Raw genomic sequence first — 17,924 nt, 5'->3', positions numbered from 1 at the left:
TGTCCGACTGAGTCTCAGACGGGCGCGTTGTCCATGATGCCTGAGAGCCACTGGAGCTGACGCGGCAGGCAGATCGTATGCAGATCGTACTTGTCGCGCATCATCTGACGCGCGGCCGCGCCCAGCCTGCGACGGGCGGCTTCGTCATCGAGCAGGGCGCAGACCTCGTCCACAAGAGCTTCGCCATCGAAGAAGTCCACCAGCCGGCCGGTCTCGTCGTGGCGAATCACTTCGCGCACCGGCTCGGTGCCGCTGGCGACGATGGCCGCGCCGCAGGACATCGCCTCCATCAGTGACCAGCTGAGCACGAAAGGATAGGTGAGGTAGACATGCACGCGGCTGACCTGCAGGAGGCGCAGGAACTGGTCGTAGGGGATGCGCCCGAGGAAGTGCAGGCGGTCGAAATCTTCGTCCGGGATCTGATCGCGCACCTCGTCGAGGAAGATCTGCTTCCAGGTCTGGCCCTTGGGCGGCGCGGCGCCATAGCTGACCTCGTCGCCGCCGACGATCAGCACCTTTGCATTGGGACGTTCGCGCAGAAGGCGCGGCAGGGCGCGCATGAAGATGTGATAGCCGCGATAGGGTTCGAGGTTGCGGTTGACGAAGGTGATGACCTCGTCGTCGCGGGTGACGTCGACCTGGCCGTCGATGACAAGGCGCACATCCGCCATCGGGCCGGCGTTGAGCGTGTCGATTCCGTCATGGGACACGGTGATCTTGTCGCGGAACTCGGCCGGGAAGGTGTCGGCCTGAAACCGCGTGGGGCTGATGCCGGCATCTGCGAAGGGAAAATGCAGGTGGTTGTTGACGTTCTTGAGGCGGATGCGCAGGGCCTGAAGGCCGCGGTCGGACGTGTCGAATTCGGGATCGAAGTTGAGGTGGGCGTCGTCGGCAAGGTGGTAGAGCTCGCAATACATCGCAAGCCGGGCCTTGGGCCAGACATCGCGCAGGAACATCGATTCGCCCCAGCCCGGATGGGCGAGGATGAGATCGGGCTGAAACCCTTTTTCCCGCAGCTGACGGGCGGCGCGGTAACAGGCGTCGCCACGCGTAACCTTGGTGTCGAGATCGACCAACCAGGGGTGCAGGTTCTGGCCGTCGCGTTTGGGCAGCTTGTAGGGCAGAATGCGCACGCCTTTCCAGGTGGAGGGTTTGTCCACCTTCAGCGTGAGCGCGACACATTGGTGCCCGCGCGAGGCCAGGAGCGGGGCGAGGTGCTTGTATTGGCCGGGAAAATTCTGGTGAATGAAGAGGATTTTCATGGAAATGCCTGCGCTTTTTTCCGGCTTATAGCGGCGGGGCGAAATTTTGCAAAATTTCGCGTCGGAAAATTCGAATTTTCCGGCCCGATTTCTTCGAAGAAATCGGCGACGCTCGATTTTTGACCGCTGCGCACTGGACCCTGCGGGCGTGGGGGCCTATCACCCTTTGGAGATTGAGGAACAAGGGGCCGAGCGGGTCATGTCGCGTTATTCTGCTGCTGATATCGAAGCGAAATGGCAAGTGGCCTGGAACGAGGCCGGGATTTTCCGGGCCGAGCGGTCGCAGGACAAGCCGAAATATTACGTGCTGGAGATGTTTCCCTATCCGTCGGGGCGCATCCACATGGGGCATGTGCGCAACTACACGATGGGCGACGTGATCGCGCGGTACCGGCTGGCCACGGGGCACAGCGTGCTGCACCCGATGGGTTGGGACGCGTTCGGGATGCCCGCCGAGAACGCCGCGATGGCGAGCGGGGGACATCCCAAGGACTGGACTTATGGCAACATCGCCGACATGCGCGGCCAGATGAAGCCCCTGGGCCTGAGCATCGACTGGAGCCGGGAATTCGCGACCTGTGATCCTGAGTATTATGGCCAGCAGCAGGCGTTGTTTCTGGATTTCCTGGAAAAGGGATTGGTCTATCGCAAGAACGCGGTGGTGAACTGGGACCCGGTGGACATGACCGTGCTGGCCAACGAGCAGGTGATCGACGGCAAGGGCTGGCGCTCGGGCGTGGAGGTGGAAAAGCGTGAGCTGACGCAGTGGTTCTTCAAGATTTCGGAATTTTCGGAAGACTTGCTGGAGGCGCTGGACGGGCTGGAGAACTGGCCCGCGAAGGTGCGGCTGATGCAGGAGAACTGGATCGGGCGCAGCCGCGGCTTGCAATTCGCCTTTTCGCTGGTGGACGGACCGGACGGGCATGATCGGATCGAGGTCTATACCACGCGGCCGGATACACTGCGAGGCGCGAGTTTCGTGGGGATTTCGCCGGATCATCCGCTGGCGAAACGGCTGGAGCGGGACAATGCCGAGTTGGCGGCCTTCAATGCCGAGTGCCGCAAGGGGGCGACCACGGAAGAGGCGCTGGAGAAGGCCGAGAAGAAGGGTTTCGACACCGGGCTGACGGTCCGACACCCATTCGACAACGACTGGGAATTGCCGGTCTATGTCGCCAATTTCATCCTGATGGATTACGGCACCGGCGCGATTTTCGGCTGTCCGGCGCATGACCAGCGCGACCTTGAGTTTGCGCGCAAGTACGACTTGCCCGTCGCCACTGTCTTTGGCCCCGCGACGGGCGAGGAAGGCACGTTCATTCCGCCAGAGGAAGGCGGGCCGGCCTATGTGCCGCCGAAATCCGAGACGGTGAATTATATCCGCGGGTTTGCCGGCCAACAGGCGCAAAGCGGCGACGAGGCCGTCGAGGCGGCGGTGGATTTTTGCGAGGCGAATGGCGTGGGGCAGGGTGTGACCAAGTACCGCCTGCGCGACTGGGGATTATCGCGACAACGCTACTGGGGTTGCCCGATCCCCGTGGTGCATTGCGAGACCTGTGGCGTGGTGCCGGAGAAAAAGGAGAACCTGCCGGTCGAGCTGCCCTATGACGAGGGCGGCACGCCGATCGACTTTTCCATTCCCGGCAACCCGCTGGACCGGCACCCGACATGGCGCGATTGCGCCTGCCCGAGCTGCGGCGCGGATGCGCGGCGCGAGACGGACACGATGGACACGTTCGTGGACAGCAGCTGGTATTTCGCGCGGTTCACCGCACCTGACGCCGAAACGCCGACCCGGATGGAAGATGCCGAATACTGGATGAACGTGGACCAGTATATCGGCGGGATCGAGCACGCGATTCTGCACCTGCTCTACAGCCGGTTCTTTGCCCGGGCGATGCATATCTGCGGGCACCTGCCGGAAAAGGCGATCGAGCCGTTCGATGCGCTGTTCACCCAAGGGATGGTGACGCACGAGATCTACCAGACGAAGGACGACAAGGGCCGCCCGGTCTATCACCTGCCCGAGGACGTGACGGACGGCAAGCTGGCGGATGGCACGCCTGTGCAGATCATCCCCTCGGCCAAGATGTCGAAGTCGAAGAAGAACGTCGTCGACCCGGTGAACATCATCGAGGCCTTCGGCGCCGACACCGCACGCTGGTTCGTGCTGTCGGACAGTCCGCCGGAGCGGGACGTGGAATGGACCGCCGCCGGGGCCGAGGCGACCTACAAGCACCTGGCGCGGGTCTACCGGATCGTGTCGGAGATTGCAGAAGATACCAGCCCCGCCAATGCGTCCGAGGACGAGGCGCTGGCAAAAGACATGCACCGGGCGATCCATGACGTGACGGGCGGAGTGGAAAGCTTTGGCTTCAACGCGGCGATTGCCAAGCTTTATGGTTTTACCAACGCGCTGGCCAGATCGGGCGCCGGGGCCGAGGCAAAAAAGGCCGCGGCGAAGGTCCTGGCACAGCTGATGTCGCCGATGACGCCGCACTTGTCCGAAGAGCTTTGGTCCGTGCTGGGCGGCGAGGGACTGGTGGCGCAGGCGCCCTGGCCGGTCGCCGACGAGGCGCTGCTGACCGATGACAGCGTGACGTTGCCCATTCAGGTCAACGGCAAGCGCCGGGCCGAGATCAGCGTGCCCAAGGACATGGACAAGGCGGAGGTTGAAAAAATCGCGCTCTCGCACGAAGCTGTGGTCAGGTCGCTGGATGGGGCCCAGCCCAAGAAGATCATCGTCGTCCCCGGGCGGATCGTGAATGTCGTCGTTTAACCGTCGTTTCGTGTTGCTGGGACTGCCCGCCGGGCTGGCGGCCTGCGGGTTCGCGCCCGCGTATGGCCCGCGCGGATCGGCAGAGCGGTTGCAGAACGCCGTGCTGGTCGATGCGCCCGACAGCCGGCCGGGTTACCTGCTGACCCGGCACATCGAGGAACGGCTTGGCCGGGGTGAGCGGCAGGTTTACGGTCTGAGCTATTCGATCAGCCTGAGCGAAGACCCGATCGCGATTTCGCGCACCAACGTGACGACGCGCTACAACCTGCTGGGCAACGTGAAATACGCGCTGCGCGACCTGCGGAGCAATGCGGTTGTGCTGAGCGGGCAGGCGGACAGCTTTACGTCCTACTCGGCCTCGGGCACGACCGTGGCGACGCAGGCGGCAGAGCGGGATGCCGAGGCGCGGCTGATGGTGATCCTGGCCGACCAGATCCTGAACCGGCTGACCGCCGAGGCCGGCAAGCTGCCGGCATGAAGCTGTCGCCCCGTGACGCGCCCGCCTATTTCGCACGGCCCGATCCCGACAGGACCGGCCTGCTGATCTATGGCACCGATGCGATGCGCGTGGCGCTGAAGCGGCAGGAGGTAATCGCGGCGCTGATCGGGCCCCAGGGCGAGGAAGAAATGCGACTGACCCGCATCCAGGCGGGCGAGTTGCGCAAGGATCCCGCGATGCTGCTGGATGCGATCAAGGCGCAGGGGTTCTTTCCCGGCCCGCGCGTGGCCTTTGTCGAGGATGCCAACGAGACCGTGGCGCCGGTCGTGACGGCGGCGCTGGAGGACTGGCAACCTGGCGATGCGCAGGTCGTGGTGACCGCAGGCAGCCTGAAGGCCACGTCGAAGCTGCGCAAGCTCTTCGAGGGGCACAAGAATGCCTATGCCGCGGCGATCTATGACGAGCCGCCGGGGCGCGCCGAGATCGAGGCGATCCTGTCGAAGGCGGGGCTGCGCGATATCCCGCGCGAGGCGATGGCGGATCTGAACGCGCTGGCCCGCGCGCTGGACCCCGGCGATTTCCGCCAGACGATGGACAAGCTGGCGCTGTACAAGCGCGGCGATGACACGCCCCTGAGCGCCGAGGACATTGCCGCCTGTGCGCCGGTCTCGGTCGAGGCCGATCTGGACGACGTGCTGCATCTGGTGGCGGAGGCCAAGCCGGGCGAGATCGGGCCGGTGATGAAACGGCTGCGGGCGCAGGGCGTTCAGCCGGTGGGCCTGTGCATGGCCGCGAACCGACATTTCCGCGCTTTGTATGCCGCGGCCAGCGACCCGGGCGGGCCGGGGCAGGGCATAGCCCGCGTGCGCCCGCCAGTCTTTGGCCCACGGCGCGACCGGATGCAGCGGCAGGCGGCGAGTTGGGGCGCGGCCAAGCTGGAAGAGGCCTTGGGCGTGCTGACCGACACCGATTTGCGCCTGCGCTCGGCGGGGCAGACGGCGCCGGACATGGCGCTGGTGGAACGCGCGCTGATCCGTCTGGCGACGCTGGCGCAGCGGTAGCGCGGTTCAGCTGATGTCCGCGAACATGGCCAGCGTTTCGGCCTCGGTCATGCGTTTGTGGTTTCCGACCAAAGCGTAGCCGTCGGGCTTACGGTCGATAAAGATTTCCTCGGTCAGGCTGATGCCGGTCGGATCGTCCAGCAACCCGAGGCCCACATGCATGTCGCCCTGCATCGGGCCGGGGGCGGTGACCCGGTAGAAGAGGTTGGTGCCGCAGGTGGCGCAGAAGCAGCGCTCGGCCCAGTCGGACGAGGTGTAGGCGGTGATGGCGTCGGCCCCTGTAATGGTCGCGGCGGCGGCCTTGACGTGCAGGCCAAGGTAGATGCCGCCGGACCATTTGCGGCACATGCCGCAATGGCAGGCGCCCACCGTTTCCGGAGCGTGCGCGATGTCGATTTTCACGGCGCCGCAGAGGCAGGTTGCGGATTTGTGCATGGGAAAACTCCGATCCGTTCAGGCGCAGGTTAGACGGCCAATATGACAGGAAATGTCAGCAGGCGGCGGGATTTTCGTTGCACCGATCCTCAAGGCGGGCAAGCGTGAGGCGACACATCTGGGAGAAACGCGATGTACGAGGTGATCGGATCGAAGGCCAGCCGGGCGTTCCGGGTGCTGTGGCTGCTGGAGGAGCTGGGGGTCGATTATGACCACACGCCCGCGGGGCCGCGCAGCGCCGAGGCAGTGGCGGCGAACCCGTCGGGCAAGATCCCGGCGCTCCGGGTGGAGGGCCGGGTGGTGACCGAGTCGGTGGCCATCATGACATACCTGGCTGACCGGCATGGCGGGTTGACCCATGCGGCGGGCACGCTGGAACGCGCGCGGCAGGATGCGCTGACGCACCAGATCCTCGATGACGTGGATTGCAGCCTTTGGATGGCGGCGCGGCATACCTTCGTGCTGCCCGAGGACAAGCGCGTGCCCGAGATCAAGGAAACGCTGAAATGGGAGTACGAGGGCAGCATCGCGCGGCTCTCGGAGGCGCTGGACGGTCCGTTCCTGATGGGGGACACGATGACGCTGCCCGATATTTTGCTGGTGCATTGCCTGCGCTGGGCGGAGATCGCGAAGTTTCCCGGCCCGGGCGAGGCGCTGGAGGCCTATCGGGCGCGGCTGGAGAAGCGCGAGGCGTTCCAGAAGGTCGCGGAGATGGGGTGAGGGACCGGCCGGTTCCGGTCGTGGGTTTCACCCACCCTACGGGGCGGCGGTCAGGATGTCCGGCGGCGCGTCAAACGGCGTTTCGTGGCCGTGTTTCGGGTACGGCGACCCCCTTGTGAGTCAGGGTGAGTCAGGGGCGGGGAGCAAGCCCGGCAAAGCACGCGGCGGCGCGACCGGCCCAAAGCCCCGTCGCGAGACAGGCGGTCAGCAGATAGCCGCCCGTGGGCGCCTCCCAGTCGAGCATTTCGCCGGCGGCGAACGTGCCGGGGCGGGATTTCAGCATCAAATCTTCGGTCAGGGCGTCGAAGCGCAGGCCGCCTGCCGTCGAAATGGCCTCGTCAAGCGGTCGGGGCGCTTCGAGCGGAATGGGCAGAGCCTTGATCAACGGGGCAAGATCGGCGGGCAGGGGGCGGGCCACCTCGTGCAGCAGCGCCTGTTCGGCGGGGCTGAGGCGCAGGATCTTGCGCAGGTGGTTCGACAGACTGGTCTTGCCACGGGGGCGGTTCAGCCGGGCGCGGATTTCGTCACAGGGCAGATCGGGCCGCAAATCGAGCGTGAGCGCCGCGCCCTCGCGCAGAGGGCGGGAGAGGGCGTAGAGCCCGCCGCCTTCGAGCCCAGAGGCCGACAGTACGATCTCGCCGCGCGAGACATGCGGCCCGGCATGAAGCGCGATGTTCTTCAGCGGCTGGCCGAAATGGCGTTGCATGTGATCCGACCAGGCCACCGTGAAGCCCATGTTGGCCGGCAGGAACGGGGCCGTCTGGTCCGGCAGGTGCGCGGACCATGCGCCGTCGGAGCCCAGCCTGGCCCAACTGGCCCCGCCGCAGGCCAGCACGGTGACGGACGGGTTGCATCGGCGCGGTCTCTGGGGCGTGTCGAACAGCACGGCGTCGCCGTCCCAACCGGTCCAGCGCCAACGCCGATGAAGCGTCACGTTCAGACCTTCGAGCCGGGCCAGCCAGGCGCGCAGCAACGGCGACGCTTTCATTGCGGTTGGAAAGACGCGTCCGGTGGAGCCGGTGAAGGTGGGTTGCCCGAGATCCTTTGCCCAATGGATGACCTCGTCGGGGCCGAAAGCCTCGAGCATCGGGCGCAGGTGTTGTGCGGCCTCGGCATAGGCGGCCAGACAGGTTTCCAGATCCTCGGCCTTGGTCAGGTTGAGGCCCGATTTGCCGGCCATGAGAAACTTGCGCGCAGGCGAAGGTTTGGCTTCGGCCACGGTCACGCGGCACCCCGCCGAGGCCAGCGCGTCAGCCGCCATCAGGCCTGCGGGCCCCGCGCCGATGACGAGCGCGTTCTTCATGGGGCTTGCCGCGCCCCTTGGGCACGGGCGGCGGCGGCGGTCAGATGTTCGCAAGCCATGACTTTCCCTTGTTATTTGCCGCGATGCGCCCATGCTCTTGCCTGTCGGACGGCAAAGATCAAGGGAAACCGATGGATGATCCGGTATGTCCTCTGTGCGGCAGGCCTATTCCGCCCGAGGCACGTCAGAGCCTGCACCACCTTGTGCCCAAGCTGAAGGGCGGCAAGGGCGGGCCGGTCGTTCTGTTGCACCAGATCTGTCACAACGAGATCCATGCCACGCTGACCGAGGCGGAACTGGCGCGGGACTATGCGACGGTCGCGGCCTTGCGAGCGCATCCGCGTCTGGAGAAGTTCATCCGATGGATCGCCAAGCGTCCGCCGGGGTTTCATTCCAAGACGCCGGGACGGCGGCGCAAACGCTGATCGCGGCAGGGTGACTTGACCCCGGGACAAGATGCGCCACTCTTGCGGTCATGACAAGACGCGAGGGCAGAATGCATCCAACACGGCGGGACTTCATAGCGCTGGCCGGTGGGCTGGCCGGGGCACAGGCGGTGCCGGGCCTGGCCTGGGCCGACGCGCCTGGCCATGTCCTGAGAGCGGGCCCGGCCGAGGTGCAGTTGGCGCCGGAGGATTTCCCGGAAACGCGGGTCTGGGCCTATGACGGGCATGTACCTGGCCCGACGCTGCGCCGGAGGCAGGGCGACATGTTCGAGGCCCGGCTTGTGAACGGGCTGGAGCAGGCGACGACGATCCATTGGCACGGGCTGCGCCTGCCCAATGCGATGGACGGCGTGCCCGGCATGACGCAGGCGGCGGTCCGGCCCGGGGAAAGCTTCGACTATCGCTTTGCCCTGCGCGATGCGGGCACGTTCTGGTATCATCCGCATGCCAACTCGCTGGAGCAGATCTCTCGCGGGTTGGCCGGGGTGCTGGTGGTGGACGAGGCGGAGTCGCCCGACTTGGATGGCGACGAGGTGCTGGTGCTGGATGACTGGCGGCTGACCGAGGACGCGCAGGTGCATCCCGAATTCGGCAACCGGCACGACATGTCTCATGCCGGGCGTCTTGGCAACTACATCACGGTCAATGGGGAAGGCGAATTGCGGCGCAGATATGCGCGAGGCACGCGTTTGAGGTTGCGGCTGGTCAATGCGGCGACGGCGCGGGTGTTCCGGCTGGTGTTTCAGGGGATGACCGCGTGGGTCGTGGCGCTCGACGCGATGCCGCTGGAGGCGCCGGAACGGGTCGATGAGGTCGAGATCGGACCGGCGCAGCGCGTCGACCTGATCGTCGATGTCACCGCCGCGAGCGGCGAGGAGGCGATCATCGGATCGGTGGAGCGGGACGGGACATATGCGACCGTATCGGTGTCGGTCGAAGGCCCGGAGCAGGCGCTGCGGACCACCCCGCGAGCCTTGCCGCCCAATGACTTGCCGGTGCTCGAGCCAAGTGGCGCGCGGCGGGTGCCGCTGGTCCTGGAAGGCGGCGCGATGCGAGGTCTGCCGGATCAGGTCCGGTGGCAGGGCCGCAAGACGGAGGCCAGGGCGCTTTACGAGGCGGGGCAGTTCTGGGCGTTCAACGGACAGGCCGGGATGGACGCAGAGCCGCTGGTCGAGGCCGCATTGGGCGAGACGGTGCGCGTGCCGATGGAGAACCGGACGGCTTTCCCCCATTCGATGCACCTGCATGGACAGCATTTCCGCGAAGTGTTCACCGATTGGAAGCTGGGGCCGTGGCGAGACACCCTGGTGATCCATCCCGACGAGACGCGCGAGATCGCCTTTGTCGCCGAGAATCCGGGCGACTGGATGTTTCATTGCCACATGGCCGCGCACCAGATGTCGGGCATGATGAACTGGATACGGATCGCGTAGGCGCCGTTTTCCGCGCGGAAAACGGAATAGAAAATGCGTATTTTCTATCCCGGAATTTACGTAAATTCCGGCGCGCTCAGGGGCGGCAGAGGTGCTTGATGCCTGCCGCGTGATCGGGTGTGGCCGACAGTGCGTCGGTCGCGAGGTCGCGGGCCGTGGACAGCAGCGCGCCGGGCTCGGTCACCTGGTCGATCAGGCCCCATTTGTGCGCGGTGTCGGTGTCGATCTTCTGGCCCGCCATCAGGATCATCTTGGCGCGCGACGGGCCGATCAGCCGCGTCAGGCGCCCCGGATCTGAGGGCTGCGGCAGAAACCCAAGTTTCATCACCGGGTAGAAGACCTTGGTGCCCGGCACCGCGATGCGCAGGTCGCAGGCCAGAACCATGCCCATGGCCCCGCCCGCGACGGTGCCGTTGAGCGCGGCGATGGTCAGGCAGGGAAGGACCGAAAGCGCGCCCGAGAGGCGCTCCCACACCGGGTCGGTGGGCAGGCCGGACTTGGCGGCCTCAAGGTCCATGCCCGCAGAGAACGCCTTGCCGCGGCCGGTCAGGACCAACGCGCGGGCCTCGGTGGCGGCCTCGGCGATGTCCGCGAGCTCGGTCAGCATGGCATGGGTGAGCGAATTGGCCTTGTCGGGCCGGTTGAGCGTGACGGTCCAGAGGCCGTCGCCGGATTTGTCGAGGTCGATCATGTCAGGCCCACCGCGAGGCGGATGTCCTCGTTGCGCAGGCTGATGTCCTGACCCAGCCAGCCATCGGCCTGGGACGTGCACATCCAGGCCAGCGCCCGGGCGGGCCAGTCGGGCGGGATGTGATCGGACCAGTCGAGCTGGGCCACGGGATTCATGCCGCTGGCCTTGATCTGGTGCTGCATGTCGGTGGCCACCGTGCCGGGCGACAGACCCAGCACGCGGATGCCGTGATCGCGGTTTTCCTTGTCGGCGGCGCGGGTCAGCATCAATGCGGCGGCCTTGGAGGCGCAATAGTGGCTCCAGCCTTCGAGTGCGCTGGTGGCGGCACCTGAGCTGATGGTGATGATGGTCCCCGAGCCGGCCTCTTTCATCACCGGCAGGGCGGCGCGCATCCCGTGGAAGACGCCCTTGAGGTTGATGTCGATGACCTTGTCCCATTCGTCCGGGTCGACCTCTGAGAGATGCGCGATGGGTTCGATCACGCCGGCGTTGCCGATCAGAACGTCGAGCCCGCCGAAACGCTCGGTGACGGCGGTGACGGCGGCCTTGACGTCGTCGTAGCGGCTGACATCGCAGGACACGGCCAGCGCACGGTCACCGATTTCGGACGCGATGTCTTCGAGTGCCGAGGTGCTGCGGGCGGCAAGCACCACGTTGGCCCCGAGCGCGGCGAAGTGGCGGGCGGTGGCGGCGCCGATGCCACGGCTGGCGCCGGTGATAAGCACGGTTTTGTCTTGCATGGCATTGAACCCTTTTCGTGGCTGCGGTGACATACGCTTGGGCCAGAGCTATCGCCTGTGGTCAGCGAGGTCCAGCGCAAGGCAGGGATTACCCCCCTTGACCCCGATTGCACTACGGCGGAAGCTGGAGCAAAGCAGGGATTTCCAACACGAAAGGATTCTACATGAGAGTTTTGGGTACACCGCGCGAGGCCTGCTTCGGCACCGCAACCGCCATCGGTCTGGCCCTTGCCGCGGGAAGCGCGCAGGCGGATGTGACACCCGCGGATGTCTGGGCCGACTGGCAGGGATACCTGGCCAGTTCGGGCTACGAGGTGAGCGGGGATGAAAACCAGTCTGGCGACGCGCTGACCGTGTCGAACATCACCATGTCGATGGCCATCCCGGAAGAGGATGCGACGATCTCGGTCAACATGGGCGAGATGACGTTTACGGACAATGGCGACGGCACCGTTTCGATCACCTTGCCTGCGTCGATGCCGATGAACGTGAGCGTGGAGTCGCCGGATGCCGAAGACTTCAACGTCGGTCTGCAATACGACACCACGGGGCTTGAGATGACGGCGTCGGGCAATCCCGATGACCTGCTCTACAATTATTCGGCTGACGAAGTCGCCATGATCCTGAACGATCTTACGGTCGAGGGTGAAACGATCGACCTTGGCACGGTCGAGTTCCGGATCGCCGACGTCAATGGCACGACCACGATGAAGATCGGCAATCTGCGCACCTCCGAGCAGAAGATGACCACGGGTCCGGTGAATTATACCGTCGACATTGACGAGCCAGAGGGCGGTGGCGGGGAGATCATGCTGAAAGGCCAGTTCGCCGGCATGACCGTCGCGGCCAACGGCGCGATGCCGCTGGAAATGGACCCTGCCAACATGGGCGCGTCGATCGAGAACGGGTTCGATATGGACGTGACGATGTCCTATTCCGAAGGATCGACCGAATTCACGCTGGTCGATCCGCCGCAGACGACCGAAGGGACGACCAGTTCGGACGGTGGCGAGATCACTGTCGCGCTGGGCGGCGACGGTCTGACCTATGACCTGTCGGCCAGCAACATGAACCTGAACATGGCCGGCGGGGATATCCCGCTGCCGGTCGAGGTCGCCTTTGGCACCGCCGCGTTCAACCTGACCATGCCCGTCGCCAAGAGCGAGGAAGAGCAGGATTTCGCCATGGGCCTGACGCTGGGCGATTTCACCATGTCGGACATGATCTGGGGCATTTTCGACCCCACCGGCCAGCTGCCGCACGACCCGGCGACGATCGACCTTGATCTGACCGGGACGGCCAAGCTGTTCTTCGACCTGCTCGACCCCGAGCAGATGGAAGCGGCCGAGACCGGTGAGCTGGGGATGCCGGGCGAGCTGAACACGCTGGACCTCAATACGCTGACGGTCAGCGCCGCGGGTGCGGAACTGACCGGCGAGGGGGCGTTCACCTTCGACAATACCGATCTGGAGACGTTCAACGGGATGCCGGCGCCGGACGGGTCGGTCGATCTGCGGCTGACCGGCGCGAACGGTCTGCTGGATACGCTGATCGCCATGGGCCTTGTGCCCGAGGAACAGGCGATGGGCGTGCGCATGATGATGGGCATGTTCGCGGTTCCCGGCGACGGCGAGGACACGCTGACCTCGACCATCGAGGTCAAGAGCGACGGCCAGGTTCTGGCCAACGGGCAGCGCCTGCGCTGATCCGGGGCAAGACTTGCGAAATCTGCGGGGGCCGGGTGATCCGGCCCCTCGTGCTTTTGACGATTGAAAACTGACGAAGGGTGATCCCGATGACGTACTTCCGCGTTTTTCCAGTAATCCTGAGCGCCTCGTCCGTGGTGCCAATGGCGGCATTTGCCGATGTGACCGCAGATGACGTGCTGACCAACATGATGGCCCCGGCCCGCGCCTTTGGCTTTGACGTCACGGCCGAGCCGGTGCGCGAGGGTGACAGCCTGCGGGTCGAGAGCATGGTCATGACCTATGCGTTGCCGATGGATGCGGGTGTGGCGCGGCTGAGTTCGAACGGCTTTACCCTGACCGAGCAGGGAGATGGCAGCGTGGCGCTGGCTTATCCCGATGGCATGACGGCAGAGATCACCTTTACCATGCCGGACGAAGGCGAGGTGATGTCGGCGTCCTTGACCTACGAAGGCTTCGATACGCCGACCATCGCCACCGGAGAGCCGGGCCAGGTGACGTATGAAGGCGCGTTCGAAGATGCGCGGTTCGCCCTGACCGAGTTCACCGTGCCGGACGAAGGCGTGCTTGACGTGTCCGTCGAAGGCACGCTGACCGGGACCAGCCGGTACGTGATCACCGAAGGCGATATCGTGAAAGTGGCCATGTCCACGACCTCGGACAGCATGACCTTCGACACGAAATTCAGCGACCCGGAAGGTGCGGTGTCAAGCGGCACGCAAAAGATGACAGGCGGCACGTCGGAAGTGGAGATGGCCATCCCGGCGGGGCAGGTTGACCTTCTGAACCTGGATGACGCGCTGCGGGCCGGGCTGATGCTTGTGGCCAAGACCGGCGGGATGCAGGTGGATGGCACCACGGTGACGACGGTCGAGGACATGGAGATGCGCCAGACCACCGCCTATACGATGGAGAGCAACGACATTGCGCTGGGCGAAGACGGGCTGTCGATGAGCGGGGTCTATACCGATTTCGCGTTCGAGTTCCTGATGCCGCCGGACCTGCCTTTTCCGATTGCGGGCCAGATCGGACGCAGCGAGGGCCGGATCGTGGCGCCGGTGACCGAGACCGATGGCGCGGTGCCGGTGGAGTTGCGGATGACGCTGGAAGAGGTGTCGCTGGACGAGGCGATCTGGGCCCTGTTCGACCCGCAAGAGCAATTGCCGCGCGACCCGATGACGGTGGTGCTGGACCTGTCGGGCGAGGCGGCGCTGAGCCGCGATCCGCTGGATATCATGCGGATGATGCAGGTGTCCCCGACCGAAGAGACACTGGGCCGGATCGAAAACGTTGAATTGAACGAACTGGTGGTGCGCGCCGTGGGCGCCGAGGTCACCGGCAGCGGTGCCTTCGAAATCGACAATGAGGATTTTGAGACCTTTCCCGGAGTGCCCGCGCCGAGTGGCAGCGTCGATCTGCGCGTCAGCGGTGCCAACGGCCTGATCGACACGCTGGTCGCGATGGGGCTGGTCCCCGAGGAGCAGGCCATGGGCACCCGCATGATGCTGGGCATGTTCGGCACGCCCGGCGAGGGCGAGGACGTGATCACCTCGACCATCGAGGTGACCGAGGATGGCCAGGTGCTTGCCAACGGCCAGCGGCTGCGGTGAGCCGGTGAGGGTTTGGCAGGTCCTTGCGGCGGCGGCGCTCTGTGCGCCGCAGGCCGCGCTTGCAGACCTGACGGTCGAGGAGGCGTGGGGCGTCTGGACGGCCCAGTTCGAGGCGCTGGGCCTTGACTGGGAGGCCGACGCCGTGCCCGAGGGCGATGCGCTGGCGGTGGGGCCGATCTTTCTGTCGATGCAGGTTCCGGGACTGCCGCTGGAGATGAACCTGCAATTGCCCGGTCCGCGTTTCGTGTCGGACGCGGGCGAAATAGTGGTGCATCTGCCGACCGCCGAGACCATGCCCTTCAGCATTTCCGCGACCGAAGACGCAGCATCGGCGTTCACCTCTGCGGGCGCGTTCGCCTGGCGGATGACGGATGTCAGCGTGCGGATGCGCGAGACCGACGCGGGCATCGAGACCGGCTGGAGCGGCGATAGCTTCGAGATCGAGATGACCGAATACGGGCTTTTGGGAAAGCCCTTTCCAGCCGGGTACCGGTATCTGCAATCGGGGTTCGATATCACGCAGACCAGCCGGATCGGCGACGGTTGGCTGGACTTCACGCGCCGCGGCGTGGCCGGGCAGGTGGTGATCGACTATGGCTTCGGTGATGAGACCACCGCGCAGGGCCTTGGAGGCACTCTGAGCCGCGACGAGGTCGAAACCCTGACCGAGCTGCGCCTGCCGCGCGGCGGTCCTGCGCTGGACCGCCTGCCGGAGCTGGCAGAGGCCGGGATGATGCTGCGGCACGAGGCTGCGGCAAAGACCGGCTTTGACGAGGATTACGAGTGGAGTGCCGGCGAGCAGATCGCTTCCAGCGAGACACGGTGGAGCAATATCACGGGCATCTTCACGCTGACGGGCGACGGTTTGCATGTGGTGTCCGGGTCGGACACGGCCGCGATGCAGATAACGGACGAAGTGTTGGGCATCAGCGTGGATGTCGAGGCGGCGCGGATTCTGTTGGACCTGGCAATGCCTGTCCTGCGGGCGGTCGAGCCGCAGCAGTACGCGCTGCGTGTCGAGCTGGACGGGCTGACACTGTCCGAAGAGACCTGGACCGCTTTCTTTATGACGGAAGAGCTTCCGCGGCAAACGGCGGACCTGAAGGTCGATCTGGGCGGCACGGCGATTCTTCTGGAGACGTTGTTCGACCTCGCTGCGTTGGGCCAATCGTTCAACGGGCCCTTGCCGGTGTCGATCGAGACGTTGGACCTGAGGGCGTTGGAGGCCCGGTTCTGGGATGCGGAACTGACAGGAAAGGGCGCGGTGCGGTTCGATCATGTTGCTCCGCGGACCGTTGACGGGGTCCCGGCGACCGAAGGGGACGCCACGTTCGAACTGACCGGCGCCCAGGCCCTGCTGGACCGGCTGACCGAGGCCGGTGTTCTGACGACCGATGACGCGATGTCGGCCCGGATGATGATGGGCATGTTCACCACGCCGGTGGAAGGCGACGGCGACGCGGTGCGCGCGGAGGTCGAGATCATGCCCGACGGACAGGTGACGGTGAACGGTCAGCGTATGCGCTGATCGCGCCCCGCATGGCTTGCGCCCGTTCCGGCGGCGCAGTAGATCGGACCTCGACCCTATTTCCCCATGACGCCGCTATGCCTGACCGGTGCGGCGCAGCCAGGAGACCTTGATGGCCCTTTCCCCGGAAACCCTGACCGAAGCGCTGTTGTCTGCGGCCCGCAAGGCCGGGGCGGATGCCGCGGATGCGGTGGCCGTCGAAAGAAGAACCCAGAGCATCAACGTGCGGGCGGGCACCCTGGAACAGGCGGAACGGTCGGAACGCGTCGAGGTTGGCTTGCGGGTTTTCGTAGGGCAACGTCAGGCCTGTGTCGGGGCGTCGGATACGCGCGAGGAAACGCTTGCGATGCTGGCCGAACGCGCGGTGGCGATGGCGCGTGAGGCGCCCCAAGACCAGTTCGCGGGGCTGGCGGCGCCGGAGCAGCTGGCGCAGGATTGGGACGTCGCGGCACTGGAACTGCACGACCCCGGCTCGGAACCGGCGGCGCCCGACATGCAGGAGGCCGCGCTGGCGCTGGAAGCCGCCGCAATGGCCGTGGACGGCGTGACCCAGGTGCAGGCATCGGCGGATCACGAGGTCGAGCACATGCACATGGCGGCCACGAACGGGTTCTCGGGCGGGTTCACCAGCAGCGCCCGCAGCCTGAGCGCCGTGGCAATCGCCGGGCAGGGTACAGGGATGCAGCGTGATTACGATGCGGATACGCGCGTGTTCGCCGCCGATCTGCGCACGCCCGAGGAGATCGGCACGCGCGCGGGGGAACGTGCCGCTGCGATGCTGGACGCGAAGAAGCCTTATACCGGGTCGTATCCGGTGCTCTACGACGAGCGTGTGGCGGCGAGCCTGATCGGGCATCTTCTGGCCGCGATCAACGGTGGCGCGGTGTCGCGCGGGGCGTCGTGGCTGATGAACCGGATGGGCGAGCCCGTGCTGCCAGACGCGCTGTCGCTGATCGACGATCCGCTGCGCCCCCGCGCGCTTGGCTCTCAGCCGTTCGATGCCGAAGGGTTGCCGGTGGCAAGGCGCGCCTTGGTTGAGGACGGGGTTCTGAAGTCGTGGATTTTGGACCTGGCCACGGGCCGCAAGCTGGGTCTGCCGTCGACGGGTCATGCGCGGCGGGCGCCGTCCTCGGTGCCGTCGCCGCTGTCGACCAACGTGGCGCTGACGCAGGGTGACAAGAGCCGCGAAGAGCTGATGGCTGAGATGGGCACGGGCCTGCTGGTGACGTCCATGATCGGCTCGACGATCAATCCCAACACGGGCGATTATTCGCGGGGCGCGTCGGGGTTCTGGATCGAGAAGGGCGAGATCGCCTTTCCGGTGAACGAATGCACAATCGCGGGCAGCCTGCCGGAAATGCTGCGCGGGATCATTCCGGCCAATGACGCGCGGCCCTGGAAATCACGCGTGGTGCCGTCGCTGCTGGTCGAAGGACTGACCCTTGCCGGCAACTGAGCTGGATCTGCTGATCGCGGCGGCGCGGGCGGCGGGCGAAGTGGCCTGTCGCTATACCGGGCCCGAGGCGCGGGTCTGGGACAAGCCGGGCGGTGCGGGGCCGGTGACCGAGGCCGACCTGGCGGTGAACGAGGTGCTGTTCGAGCAGTTGCGTGGCGCCCGCCCGGACTACGGCTGGCTGTCTGAAGAAAGCGCAGACACGCCCGAGCGGCTGTCGCGCGACAGGGTGTTCATCGTCGACCCCATCGACGGCACGCGTAGCTTTATCGAAGGCACGCGGACCTGGGCGCATGCTCTGGCGGTGGTCGAGCGCGG

16 protein-coding genes are annotated in these 17,924 nt (G+C 65.8%); 11 read left to right on the top strand and 5 right to left on the bottom strand.

Features of this window, described 5'->3' with window-relative positions; all coding sequences use genetic code 11:
- Positions 1-14 precede the first annotated feature (14 nt).
- On the bottom strand, positions 15-1,262 hold the full coding sequence (locus XM53_RS21355) for a glycosyltransferase (protein WP_057796832.1): 1,248 nt from the start codon (positions 1,260-1,262) through the stop codon (positions 15-17).
- Positions 1,263-1,461: 199 nt separating this feature from the next.
- Here XM53_RS21355 and leuS point away from each other — a divergent pair, with 199 nt between their 5' ends.
- The 3 genes from leuS to holA are packed head-to-tail and all read left to right on the top strand — an operon-like array spanning position 1,462 to position 5,541.
- A complete protein-coding gene (gene leuS, locus XM53_RS21350) occupies positions 1,462-4,041 on the top strand; it encodes a leucine--tRNA ligase (protein ID WP_057796831.1) in 2,580 nt (859 codons plus the stop codon).
- Complete coding sequence (gene lptE, locus XM53_RS21345) at positions 4,028-4,519, top strand: LPS assembly lipoprotein LptE (protein ID WP_057796830.1); 492 nt, start codon at positions 4,028-4,030, stop codon at positions 4,517-4,519. The genes leuS and lptE overlap by 14 nt, the downstream gene beginning before the upstream one ends.
- Positions 4,516-5,541, top strand: a complete 1,026-nt coding sequence (gene holA, locus XM53_RS21340; RefSeq protein WP_057796829.1) for a DNA polymerase III subunit delta — start codon at positions 4,516-4,518, stop codon at positions 5,539-5,541. The genes lptE and holA overlap by 4 nt, the downstream gene beginning before the upstream one ends.
- A 6-nt stretch (positions 5,542-5,547) precedes the next feature.
- On the opposite strand, the gene XM53_RS21335 is transcribed toward holA, so the two are convergent.
- Entirely contained in the window at positions 5,548-5,976 is a 429-nt protein-coding gene (locus tag XM53_RS21335) for a GFA family protein (RefSeq protein WP_057796828.1), read from the bottom strand.
- Positions 5,977-6,108: 132 nt separating this feature from the next.
- On the opposite strand from XM53_RS21335, the gene XM53_RS21330 reads away from it, so the two are divergent.
- Complete coding sequence (locus XM53_RS21330) at positions 6,109-6,696, top strand: glutathione S-transferase family protein (RefSeq protein ID WP_057796827.1); 588 nt, start codon at positions 6,109-6,111, stop codon at positions 6,694-6,696.
- Positions 6,697-6,826: 130 nt separating this feature from the next.
- Here XM53_RS21330 and XM53_RS21325 read toward each other — a convergent pair whose 3' ends face one another.
- The gene (locus tag XM53_RS21325) at positions 6,827-7,999 is read right to left on the bottom strand and encodes a TIGR03862 family flavoprotein (RefSeq protein WP_057796826.1); all 1,173 of its coding nucleotides are present in this window, start codon (positions 7,997-7,999) and stop codon (positions 6,827-6,829) included.
- A 131-nt stretch (positions 8,000-8,130) separates the two neighbouring features.
- Between XM53_RS21325 and XM53_RS21320 the strand changes: the two genes are divergently transcribed.
- Both XM53_RS21320 and XM53_RS21315 read left to right on the top strand, forming a co-directional pair.
- The gene (locus XM53_RS21320; RefSeq protein ID WP_057796825.1) at positions 8,131-8,424 is read left to right on the top strand and encodes an HNH endonuclease; all 294 of its coding nucleotides are present in this window, start codon (positions 8,131-8,133) and stop codon (positions 8,422-8,424) included.
- A 71-nt stretch (positions 8,425-8,495) separates the two neighbouring features.
- Positions 8,496-9,878 carry a multicopper oxidase family protein gene (locus tag XM53_RS21315; RefSeq protein ID WP_057796824.1) on the top strand — a complete coding sequence of 461 codons (1,383 nt, stop codon included), beginning with the start codon at positions 8,496-8,498 and terminating at the stop codon, positions 9,876-9,878.
- Between the two features lie 76 nt (positions 9,879-9,954).
- On the opposite strand, the gene XM53_RS21310 is transcribed toward XM53_RS21315, so the two are convergent.
- A complete protein-coding gene (locus XM53_RS21310) occupies positions 9,955-10,569 on the bottom strand; it encodes an enoyl-CoA hydratase/isomerase family protein (protein ID WP_057796823.1) in 615 nt (204 codons plus the stop codon).
- Positions 10,566-11,309: an SDR family oxidoreductase gene (locus tag XM53_RS21305; RefSeq protein WP_057796822.1), complete on the bottom strand. Its 744-nt coding sequence runs from the start codon at positions 11,307-11,309 to the stop codon at positions 10,566-10,568. Before XM53_RS21305 ends, XM53_RS21310 begins: the two co-directional genes overlap by 4 nt.
- Positions 11,310-11,473: 164 nt before the next feature.
- Between XM53_RS21305 and XM53_RS21300 the strand changes: the two genes are divergently transcribed.
- From XM53_RS21300 to XM53_RS21280, 5 genes are all read left to right on the top strand, one after another.
- Entirely contained in the window at positions 11,474-13,015 is a 1,542-nt protein-coding gene (locus XM53_RS21300; RefSeq protein ID WP_057796821.1) for a DUF2125 domain-containing protein, read from the top strand.
- 89 nt (positions 13,016-13,104) lie between these two features.
- Positions 13,105-14,625, top strand: a complete 1,521-nt coding sequence (locus tag XM53_RS21295) for a DUF2125 domain-containing protein (protein WP_057796820.1) — start codon at positions 13,105-13,107, stop codon at positions 14,623-14,625.
- The gene (locus tag XM53_RS21290) at positions 14,600-16,153 is read left to right on the top strand and encodes a DUF2125 domain-containing protein (protein WP_057796819.1); all 1,554 of its coding nucleotides are present in this window, start codon (positions 14,600-14,602) and stop codon (positions 16,151-16,153) included. Before XM53_RS21295 ends, XM53_RS21290 begins: the two co-directional genes overlap by 26 nt.
- 112 nt (positions 16,154-16,265) lie before the next feature.
- On the top strand, positions 16,266-17,609 hold the full coding sequence (locus tag XM53_RS21285; protein ID WP_057796818.1) for a TldD/PmbA family protein: 1,344 nt from the start codon (positions 16,266-16,268) through the stop codon (positions 17,607-17,609).
- Positions 17,596-17,924: inositol monophosphatase family protein (locus XM53_RS21280; protein ID WP_328586702.1), on the top strand; the 329-nt coding region annotated here is incomplete at its 3' end. The genes XM53_RS21285 and XM53_RS21280, both read left to right, overlap by 14 nt.

Origin of the sequence: Roseovarius atlanticus (genome assembly GCF_001441615.1) — a bacterium.
GTDB classification, from domain to species: Bacteria; Pseudomonadota; Alphaproteobacteria; order Rhodobacterales; family Rhodobacteraceae; genus Roseovarius; species Roseovarius atlanticus.
Note: the sequence above shows the minus strand (reverse complement) of the source record. Positions and strands in the feature narration are given on the sequence as shown.

Excerpts from the sequence above, each read along its gene's own strand:
- XM53_RS21325 (WP_057796826.1), bottom strand. The coding sequence starts at position 7,999 with ATGAAGAACGCGCTCGTCATCGGCGCGGGGCCCGCAGGCCTGATGGCG.
- XM53_RS21330 (WP_057796827.1), top strand. The coding sequence starts at position 6,109 with ATGTACGAGGTGATCGGATCGAAGGCCAGCCGGGCGTTCCGGGTGCTG.
- XM53_RS21310 (WP_057796823.1), bottom strand. The coding sequence starts at position 10,569 with ATGATCGACCTCGACAAATCCGGCGACGGCCTCTGGACCGTCACGCTC.
- XM53_RS21285 (WP_057796818.1), top strand. The coding sequence starts at position 16,266 with ATGGCCCTTTCCCCGGAAACCCTGACCGAAGCGCTGTTGTCTGCGGCC.
- holA (WP_057796829.1), top strand. The coding sequence starts at position 4,516 with ATGAAGCTGTCGCCCCGTGACGCGCCCGCCTATTTCGCACGGCCCGAT.
- lptE (WP_057796830.1), top strand. The coding sequence starts at position 4,028 with ATGTCGTCGTTTAACCGTCGTTTCGTGTTGCTGGGACTGCCCGCCGGG.
- XM53_RS21320 (WP_057796825.1), top strand. The coding sequence starts at position 8,131 with ATGGATGATCCGGTATGTCCTCTGTGCGGCAGGCCTATTCCGCCCGAG.
- leuS (WP_057796831.1), top strand. The coding sequence starts at position 1,462 with ATGTCGCGTTATTCTGCTGCTGATATCGAAGCGAAATGGCAAGTGGCC.
- XM53_RS21335 (WP_057796828.1), bottom strand. The coding sequence starts at position 5,976 with ATGCACAAATCCGCAACCTGCCTCTGCGGCGCCGTGAAAATCGACATC.
- XM53_RS21355 (WP_057796832.1), bottom strand. The coding sequence starts at position 1,262 with ATGAAAATCCTCTTCATTCACCAGAATTTTCCCGGCCAATACAAGCAC.
- XM53_RS21300 (WP_057796821.1), top strand. The coding sequence starts at position 11,474 with ATGAGAGTTTTGGGTACACCGCGCGAGGCCTGCTTCGGCACCGCAACC.
- XM53_RS21315 (WP_057796824.1), top strand. The coding sequence starts at position 8,496 with ATGCATCCAACACGGCGGGACTTCATAGCGCTGGCCGGTGGGCTGGCC.
- XM53_RS21305 (WP_057796822.1), bottom strand. The coding sequence starts at position 11,309 with ATGCAAGACAAAACCGTGCTTATCACCGGCGCCAGCCGTGGCATCGGC.
- XM53_RS21295 (WP_057796820.1), top strand. The coding sequence starts at position 13,105 with ATGACGTACTTCCGCGTTTTTCCAGTAATCCTGAGCGCCTCGTCCGTG.